The organism is Paenibacillus tyrphae (genome assembly GCF_000722545.1).
Classification (GTDB): domain Bacteria; phylum Bacillota; class Bacilli; order Paenibacillales; family NBRC-103111; genus Paenibacillus_G; species Paenibacillus_G tyrfis.
Genome location: NZ_JNVM01000013.1, coordinates 165,727 through 172,183, shown reverse-complemented (window position 1 = coordinate 172,183; position 6,457 = coordinate 165,727). Strand labels below are relative to the sequence as shown.

Annotated in this window: 6 protein-coding genes, 1 tRNA gene and 3 pseudogenes; 9 read left to right on the top strand and 1 reads right to left on the bottom strand. The window is 48.6% G+C overall.

Going from position 1 to position 6,457, the window contains the following annotated elements:
• The 6 genes and pseudogenes from ET33_RS17305 to ET33_RS17280 form a co-directional block, all read left to right on the top strand.
• A pseudogene (locus tag ET33_RS17305) lies at positions 1-236 on the top strand (NAD(P)H-dependent oxidoreductase); the annotation flags it as partial.
• A 1-nt stretch (position 237) separates the two neighbouring features.
• Positions 238-1,902 carry a phosphoenolpyruvate--protein phosphotransferase gene (gene ptsP, locus ET33_RS17300; RefSeq protein WP_036684237.1) on the top strand — a complete coding sequence of 555 codons (1,665 nt, stop codon included), beginning with the start codon at positions 238-240 and terminating at the stop codon, positions 1,900-1,902.
• Positions 1,903-1,923: 21 nt separating this feature from the next.
• Positions 1,924-2,190, top strand: coding sequence for an HPr family phosphocarrier protein (locus ET33_RS17295; RefSeq protein WP_036684233.1), 267 nt, complete (start codon positions 1,924-1,926; stop codon positions 2,188-2,190).
• Between the two features lie 149 nt (positions 2,191-2,339).
• Positions 2,340-2,681 (top strand): hypothetical protein, encoded by a 342-nt coding sequence (locus tag ET33_RS17290; RefSeq protein ID WP_036684229.1) that lies wholly within the window; start codon positions 2,340-2,342, stop codon positions 2,679-2,681.
• A 260-nt stretch (positions 2,682-2,941) separates the two neighbouring features.
• Positions 2,942-3,136: pseudogene (locus ET33_RS17285) on the top strand (alpha/beta hydrolase); the annotation flags it as partial.
• A 60-nt stretch (positions 3,137-3,196) separates the two neighbouring features.
• The gene (locus ET33_RS17280; protein WP_036684222.1) at positions 3,197-4,003 is read left to right on the top strand and encodes a Nif3-like dinuclear metal center hexameric protein; all 807 of its coding nucleotides are present in this window, start codon (positions 3,197-3,199) and stop codon (positions 4,001-4,003) included.
• Here the strand turns inward: ET33_RS17280 and ET33_RS39765 are convergent.
• Positions 3,964-4,147 (bottom strand): annotated as a pseudogene (locus ET33_RS39765) (ketopantoate reductase family protein); the annotation flags it as partial. The gene ET33_RS17280 and the pseudogene ET33_RS39765 overlap by 40 nt on opposite strands.
• Positions 4,148-4,321: 174 nt before the next feature.
• Here ET33_RS39765 and ET33_RS17275 point away from each other — a divergent pair.
• The 3 genes from ET33_RS17275 (at position 4,322) to ET33_RS17265 (ending at position 6,298) form a co-directional block, all read left to right on the top strand.
• The gene (locus tag ET33_RS17275) at positions 4,322-4,885 is read left to right on the top strand and encodes a TetR/AcrR family transcriptional regulator (protein WP_036684219.1); all 564 of its coding nucleotides are present in this window, start codon (positions 4,322-4,324) and stop codon (positions 4,883-4,885) included.
• Between the two features lie 83 nt (positions 4,886-4,968).
• Positions 4,969-5,052 (top strand) — tRNA-Leu (locus tag ET33_RS17270).
• 310 nt (positions 5,053-5,362) lie between these two features.
• Complete coding sequence (locus ET33_RS17265) at positions 5,363-6,298, top strand: alpha/beta fold hydrolase (protein WP_036684215.1); 936 nt, start codon at positions 5,363-5,365, stop codon at positions 6,296-6,298.
• Positions 6,299-6,457 lie beyond the last annotated feature (159 nt).

Here is a 6,457-nt window from a genome sequence, read left to right as displayed (position 1 = left end):
CAGGAGACCGCTTGGACGGCATCGGCGGATTTACGGTGTACGGAAAAATCATGACGGCGTCGGATGCGGAGAAGCTGAAAGCGCTGCCGATCGGGCTGGTGCAGGTGCAGACGGTGAACAGGGCGGTGAAGGCTGGAGAGGTCATTACGTACGATGCCATCGAGCAAACCAACCCTTCCGTCATTTGGGAGCTGAGGAAGCTGCAGGATCAAGCCCTCCTCTCGGGAGGGTTGTGAGATGATGCAAGGATTGTCAGCATCTTCCGGCATTGCTATCGGGCGGGCTTTGATCATTTATAAAGAGGAAAGAAGCCTGACCAAAGCTTTCATCGATGAATCGCAGGTACCGGATGAACTTCAAGCCTTTGACGCTGCCGTCCAACGGGCTAAAGAGCAATTGAAGCTTCTGATGACTAAGCTTGAAGAAGCCGGTAACGAACAGGAAGCCGGCATTATTGAGGGACAATGGTTTTTGCTGGACGACCCTGCGTTAATGCAAGAGGTATCGGGCAAAATAAGGAATGAGAAAGTACAAGCGGCATGGGCTGCACATCAGACATTTCGGGAGTATATGCAGGCATTTGAATTGATGGAAGATGAATACATCAAGGAACGAATCGCCGATATGAAAGATGCGGAAAGCCGGTTGCTGGATGAAATTTTGGGCGTACGAACCATCGATCTCTCTGCGCTTTCGGAACCGGCCGTTATTTTGGCGCACGATCTGACTCCTTCCATGACGGCGCAAATGAACAAGAAAACGGTGCTTGGCTTTGTCACGGAAGTAGGAAGCAAAACAAGTCACACGGCCATTATGGCCCGAACGTTCGGTATTCCGGCTGTCGTCGGTGTGAGCGGGTTACTTGATTGTTTCTCCGAAGGCGATTGGGTCGTGCTGGATGGAGAAGCCGGTCAGATCATTCGAAATCCAATGCCCGACCAGCTTGAAGCTTATGAACGAAAAAGAAAAGAGTATGCCGAATTTACGGCAAATCTGGCTGCCATTCGGGATATGCCTTCTTTGACCATAGACGGTAAAAGATTCGAATTGTATGGTAATATAGGGAAGCCGGAAGAAGCCGAAATGGTGCTTCAGCAGAGCGGGGAAGGCATCGGGCTTTTTAGAACGGAGTTTCTTTTTATGGACCGGGGTGAGATGCCTTCGGAAGAGGAGCAGTATGAAGCGTACAAAGAAGTGCTTCTCAAGATGCAAGGAAAGCCGGTTATCATCCGGACGCTCGATATTGGAGGAGATAAGGAGATTCCCTATCTTCCGCTCGGGAAAGAATTCAATCCGTTTCTCGGCTGGCGCGCGATCCGCTATTGTCTGGCTGACCCGGCCTTGTTCAAAACACAGCTAAGAGCCTTGCTTCGGGCGGCCGTTCATGGGGATTTGCGTATCATGTTCCCGATGATTTCCGGTGAAAAGGAAATTCTGGATGCCAAGACTTTGCTGGCGGAGGCGGAACAGGAGCTCTCTGCACAAGGCATGGCTTTCAAATCGTCTGTTCCGCTAGGAATTATGATTGAGATTCCTGCGGCCGCTCTTGTATCGGATAAGCTTGCGCAGCATGTCGATTTTTTCAGCATCGGGACGAACGATTTGATTCAATATACCGTGGCTGCGGACCGGATGAATGAAAAAGTCAGCTATTTGTACGATTCGCAGCATTTAGCCGTTTTGAGATTAATCGATATCGTATGCAGGAATGCCAAAAAATACGGCAAACATGTCGGCATGTGCGGAGAGATGGCGGGAGACCCGCGAATGGCGAAGCTTCTCATCGGTCTTGGCGTGGAGGAGTGGAGCATGAGCGCCTCTCAAATTCCGTTAGTGAAGCAGGCGATTATGAGCCTGTCGGAAAGCGACTGTGTAAACGATGTTCGGGAACTCCTGAACTAAAACTGAAAAAGGAGCAGAGCCATGGTTAATCAACAAGTAGTCGTTCTTAACCACACGGGACTGCATACACGTCCAGCCAAAGAAATTGTGAAGGCTGCCGGTGCATTCGAGTCCGAAATCAAGCTTCAAAAAGATACGAAAATCGCTAACGCCAAAAGCTTTGTCAGCGTCCTTTCTCTGGGCGCCTCGAAGGGGACGGAAATTTTGGTTAGTGCGGCCGGGGAAGATGAAGTGAAGGCGCTTCAATCGATCGTCGATTTATTTAATAGCAAGTTTGGCGAGGAATAAGCGAAGAGTAATAAAACCGTCGGCAAATCTGGCTTGGAAAGCAGGCTTGCCTTTTTTTCGCATCTTCAGGCGCCATTCACTGTTTTGTTTTTAAATATAGGTTATAATATGAGAGAGCCGGAGGATAAGACTGTTTGGGAGTGATGTCTATGAAAGAGACGAAAGTGAATACTTCACTTTTTTGTGTCCATTGTAAAGAAGAAACGGCTCACACCATCGTCTATCTTAATAAACGAATGTCCAGTATTGAATGCGATTGCTGCGGTAGACGCATTGATATTAAGATTGACATTTCCCAGGAAATTTATGACGAAGTTTTAGAAAGAATTATTAGTAAGCCGGTAAGAATGACCGAGGAATATCGGGATCATTTGAAAGAGTTTCTGCTTTCTTTGCCGAAACGAATCGTCAGCAAGCCTTATCGGGTTTATCGGGAAGCGAAGGAAATCAAAGGCTATTTTAAGAAATACAGCGTTAGAAAAAAGGAATAGGGAAGTCATCATTCAAGAAGCCCATATGGTAAACAACCAAGTGAGGCTTTTTTTGTTTGCCGGTTGGATTGGGAGCAGAATGATGAGCAACATTACCATATAAGGCAAGTGTACAACCTCTTTTTTATTTGCAAAAAGTCGCCAAAAAAAGCTCATGCATTGCTCTTGCGGCAATGTATGAGCTTTTTATCGTTTTATAAAATTGGTATTGAAATCTAATCTATTTTGCTTCCCAAAAAATATGATAACCGGTTGACATCGTTGGGCAGCTTGATCCATTCCGCGACGAGACGATCGACTATGTTGCGCGTCTTGCACAGGCTGGAGTTGATGTCGAATTTCAACTTTATCCCGGATGCTATCACGGCTTCGAACACGTTGTTCCGGATGCAGAGATCAGTCAGCGTGCCAGAAACGGGTACTTGGATGCTTTGGCAAGGGCTTTTAAGCGTTGACTCCTTATGGAGAGCGGCTGCACTATTTTTGGCGTAATCTAACGAGAGAAGGGATTAGAGATGAAGGTTCAACAAGTGATTGATGCCATTTTGACGGATTCGTGCGGCGATTTTAGATTGCCCGAAACCGGAGACAGGATCATGAGCGGCAGTCCCGACACAGAGGTCACCGGAATTGTAACGACATTCATGGCAACGGTTGATGTTATCAAGCAGGCTATCGCTTGCGGGGCCAATATGATTATTACCCATGAGCCTACCTATTATACCGGAAGGGACGAAACGGATTGGCTTCAGGACGATCTTGTATATGCGGCTAAGAAAAAATTGATAGATGAGAATCAGATCGTGATCTGGCGGTTTCATGATTACATGCACATGGGGAAAACAGACAGAATCTATGACGGCCTCCTAAAAGAAATTGGCTGGGAAAACAATATGCTTGACGCCAATCCTCATACCTACCAAATTGAGGAGGTCAGTTTGGCGGAGCTGGTGAGCTTTTTTAAACGGAAGCTGTCTATGGATGTGATCCAAATCATCGGCAAACCCGAAATGAAATGTTCAAGAGTCGGCATTTTAGTGGGCGGGGGCAGCTTGGGCCTGGGAAGGGAACAAATGCCGATGGAGTTGATGCGAAATATGAATTTAGATGTTATAGTTTGCGGCGAAATTATGGAATGGACGCTCTGCGCCTATATTAACGACGCCCAGATGCTTGGACTCAACAAAGCCATGATCGTTGTAGGCCATGAACGCAGCGAAGAATGGGGCATGAAATTTATGTTGGAATGGCTGCAGCCTTTGGTCCATGGGATTCCGGTCGCCTTTATGACGCGCACCGGGTCCACCGTCGTTTTCCGCTGAAAATAATGGCGGATGACAAGCCCCTCCTTCTCCAGCTCCTCCGCCCGTTTTCCTCTGGCCAATACGGTCACATCATTGTCCGCGCGCAAGAACATGGGCCAAATAACTGCCTATGACACCTGCACCATAAACCAATACTCTCATGTTGCAATCCTCGCTTTCATAGTTAATGAACATTTGTTGTATAAATAACGTTTGTTGATTACAATTACGATAGCATCCGGCGAAACACCGGATCAATCGGTAATATTTTTGATTCTGTTAAGTATTCAACAAATGCGCTTGGATTGTCTAAAAAAGGAGCAGGGAGAGCGAGCTATGGACAGACGAATCCTAAAAACGAGGCAGGCCATCATGGAAGCTTTTGTCGGCCTGATGGAGGAGAAAAGCTTTGAGAAGATCACGATTCACGCAATCGCGGACCGGGCGAATGTAAACCGGGGGACCGTCTATTTGCATTTTACGGATAAGTACGACCTGCTGGACCAGTGCATCGAGACATACTTGCAGTTATTGTATGAAAGCTGCATGCCAGACGGGGACCCGAGCAAGGTGTCCGCAAAAGCTTTACTGCTTCGCACGTTCGAATTTTTGGCGCGCTACGCCTCCATCTACTCCACGCTCATGACGAGCAAGGGGATACCCGCCTTCCGAAAGCGGATGATCGCGATGATGGAGCGGGGCATCGAGGAGCATATCAAAAGCTGCGGCCTCAGCCCGGGCATAAACCGGGAAATCCTCGTCCAATTTTTGGCTGCTGCAGTCGCCGGTCTGGTGGAATGGTGGATTGTTCAATCGATGCCTTACACTCCGGCGGAAATGGTGGAACAATTGATGCTAATCCTGGAGCGGAATCTGATCCTGCCGATGAACATAGTATAGAAGATTCATGCTTGACATAGGAGGATCGATCGTTATATAATTCCATTTGTCGGTTCGGAACCAATCGAATCACATCGAAATATGCGGTCGTGGCGGAATTGGCAGACGCGCTAGATTCAGGTTCTAGTGGTGTAACAGCCGTGGAGGTTCGAGTCCTCTCGACCGCATTATCTTAAAATTAACTGGCCTACAAATTGCTCCTGAAGCGATTTGCAGGCTTTTTTATTTGTGCTCGGGATATGCAAAGCTCCTCATCGCTTGAGCCGAAGAAAGGATTCGCTTGCTTATGAAATTTTGTATCGTTTAGTATACTTTAATCATATTATTTGCTGGGAATATAGTCGAATTTATTGTATTTTATTCTTGACATCGTGATAATAAAGGGGTATTTTTACTTATATCAGTTATGTACCAAATGGTAGATAACCGAACGCCGAAATTTAGAATTAAAAAAACGCTTTTATAAGGAGGCTTCTCATGACTCAATATCACCAAGCTGACTTTGACACGGATTTCGGCGGCACCTTTCCGTTCAAGCCTAACTTCACAAACGCACCCGGCTTCGCCATGCACTATGTCGATGAGGGGCCGCATGGGGACGAGACCGTTCTCTGCCTTCATGGAGAGCCGACTTGGGGCTATCTGTTCCGGCATCTGATCCCGGTTTTGAGTGAAGATTACCGTGTCGTCGTTCCCGATCATATGGGCTTTGGTAAAAGCGCGACGCCGCGGGACCGCAGCTACTGGCTGCAGGACCATATCGATAATCTCGAACGGTTCGTTCTCGCGCTTGATCTGCAAGAGATCACCCTTGTCATGCACGATTTTGGCGGGCCGGTGGGTATGGGGCTTGCCGCACGCCATCCGGATCGCATTCGTAGGCTGATTTCAACTAACGGACCGACACCGTTCGGCCAGCCCGACCTCGCCGACCGGTTGACCGCCAATTCCGTTACTTCACCTTGGTTCCAATGGATATTGAAGGCCGAAAAGGGAGGGAGTCTTGAGACTGTCCTAGGCCAACTCGGCTTCAACATCCTCAGTACGCTCAAGCTGAACGGCTTCGAGAACAATGAACTGATTACTGAAACGTGGCTCGCAGCTTACGGCTCACGCTTCGCCAGCCCGGCCGACTGTCTTGGCGCAATTGGCTGGGCGAAAGGGTTCGCCACCGGCGCGCACCGGTTCGAGATACCCGATGTGGCAGCCGTGCGCGCTATCCGAGAGAAGCCTGCGCTTGCGATCTGGGGAGAGGCCGACCGCACGCTCCAAGCCGAGCATTTTATGCCGCTTTTTACGGAGCTGTTTCCATCCGCTCCCGTCCATCGGCTCCCGGGTGTGGGCCATTACTGCCTGGAAGACGCCCCTGACGTGGTCGGACGGCTCATTACGGATTTCATCCGGCGGAACTAAGAAATGGATTGATCGAATTCCCGGTTCGGCTACAGCGATGCGCCCGGCATCGAACACATGGTGAAATAAAGTTAAAACAAACATCCCGCCTCACTTTGGATAGTGGAGCGGGATGTTTTTGTCATGATGGAGTCTATTTGTTGAATCCCGCTTGACTCT

What these genes read in the sequence shown, in the direction of transcription:
- ptsP (WP_036684237.1), top strand. Translation starts at nt 238, where the DNA reads ATGATGCAAGGATTGTCAGCATCTTCCGGCATTGCTATCGGGCGGGCT.
- ET33_RS17295 (WP_036684233.1), top strand. Translation starts at nt 1,924, where the DNA reads ATGGTTAATCAACAAGTAGTCGTTCTTAACCACACGGGACTGCATACA.
- ET33_RS17290 (WP_036684229.1), top strand. Translation starts at nt 2,340, where the DNA reads ATGAAAGAGACGAAAGTGAATACTTCACTTTTTTGTGTCCATTGTAAA.
- ET33_RS17280 (WP_036684222.1), top strand. Translation starts at nt 3,197, where the DNA reads ATGAAGGTTCAACAAGTGATTGATGCCATTTTGACGGATTCGTGCGGC.
- ET33_RS17275 (WP_036684219.1), top strand. Translation starts at nt 4,322, where the DNA reads ATGGACAGACGAATCCTAAAAACGAGGCAGGCCATCATGGAAGCTTTT.
- ET33_RS17265 (WP_036684215.1), top strand. Translation starts at nt 5,363, where the DNA reads ATGACTCAATATCACCAAGCTGACTTTGACACGGATTTCGGCGGCACC.